This is a genomic window from Neolewinella agarilytica, from assembly GCF_900110645.1.
GTDB lineage: Bacteria > Bacteroidota > Bacteroidia > Chitinophagales > Saprospiraceae > Neolewinella > Neolewinella agarilytica.
Map to the genome: position 1 here is coordinate 1 of NZ_FOFB01000060.1, position 1,763 is coordinate 1,763.

Genomic DNA, 1,763 nt, shown 5'->3' on the forward strand with positions numbered 1-1,763 from the left:
AGAACAATAGCGTCAGACTGACCAGTCGTGATGTTGGCATCACTGTCGGTAGCGTCGTCACCTTCGTCCTGTGGGCTGAACTCATTGCCATCAGGGGCAACAAACTCAACAACATATGGTGTACCAGGCGTGAGCTCATCGAACTCGTAGTAACCAGGCTCGCCTGTGTCAGGATTGTCGACCGTTACCGTAGACTCAAGAACGTTGCCGTCTTCGTCGAGCAGGTTAACGGTGACACCGTTGACACCTTCTTCGTCAGCATCCTGCTGACCGTCAGCGTCGTTGTCAAGGAAGACAAAGTCACCCAAAGAAGCGGTCTCGTAGAAACCAGCGTCAATCGTAGGATTGTTCTCCCCGGATTCAAGGACAACCGTCTGGCTAAGGCCAGTGGTTACGTCAGCATCGCTGTCCGTAGTGTCATCGCCTTCGTCCTGTGGGCTACCGAGGAAGCCATCAGGAGCAACAAACTCAACTACGTACTCAACACCAGGCGTCAGGTCAACGAATTCGTAGAAGCCATCTTCGCCACCGTTCGTTACGGTAGTTGTAGTAGCCACTACTGCACCGTCAACCAGCAGGTTAACAGTTACACCGTTGATGCCCTCTTCGTCAGCATCCTGCTGACCGTCAGCGTTCGTGTCCAGGAAGACATAGTCACCAAGTGAAGCCGTCTCGTAGAGACCAGCGTCAATGGTTTCGTTCTCTTCGCCAGATTCAAGAACGATAGGATCAGACTGACCAGTCGTCGTGTTGGCATCGCTATCCGTGGTGTCATCGCCTTCATCCTGTGGGCTGAAGGTCGTTCCATCAGGAGAAACAAACTCAACTACGTAAGGTGTACCAGGCGTGAGCTCATCGAACTCGTAGTAACCAGGCTCTCCTGTGTCAGGGTTGTCAGCCGTTGTCGTAGACTCAAGAACGTTACCGTCTTCGTCAAGCAGGTTAACGGTGACACCGTTGATACCTTCTTCATCAGCATCCTGCTGACCATCAGCGTCGTTGTCAAGGAAGACAAAGTCTCCCAAAGAAGCCGTCTCGTAGAAACCAGCGTCAATCGTAGGATTGTTCTCACCGGACTCAAGGACTACCGTCTGGCTCTGACCAGTGGTTACGTCAGCGTCGCTGTCCGTAGCGTCATCACCTTCGTCCTGTGGGCTACCGAGGAAGCCATTAGGGGCAACAAACTCAACTACGTAAGGCGTACCAGGCGTGAGCTCATCGAACTCATAGTAGCCAGCTTCTCCCGTATCGGGATTATCTGCAGTCATCGTCGTTTCGAGGACGTTGCCGTCTTCATCAAGCAGGTTAACGGTTACACCGTTGATACCTTCTTCATCAGCATCCTGCTGACCATCAGCGTTCGTGTCCAGGAAGACATAGTCACCAAGTGAGGCTTCTTCGTAGACACCAGCGTCAATCGTTTCATTGTTTTCGCCAGACTCGAGAACGATAGCGTCAGACTGACCAGTCGTGATGTTGGCATCACTGTCGGTAGCGTCGTCACCTTCGTCCTGTGGGCTGAACTCATTGCCATCAGGGGCAACAAACTCAACAACATATGGTGTACCAGGCGTAAGCTCATCGAACTCGTAGTAACCAGGCTCGCCTGTGTCAGGATTGTCGACCGTTACCGTAGACTCAAGAACGTTGCCGTCTTCGTCAAGCAGGTTAACGGTGACACCGTTGACACCTTCTTCGTCAGCATCCTGCTGACCGTCAGCGTCGTTGTCAAGGAAGACAAAGTCACCCAAAGAAGCGGTCTC

At 52.5% G+C, this 1,763-nt stretch carries 1 protein-coding gene; it reads right to left on the reverse strand.

Annotated features, from left to right (window positions below):
• Positions 1-1,763, reverse strand: a 1,763-nt coding sequence (locus BM123_RS24120; protein WP_319922105.1) for an SdrD B-like domain-containing protein, incomplete at both ends; no start/stop codon positions are given.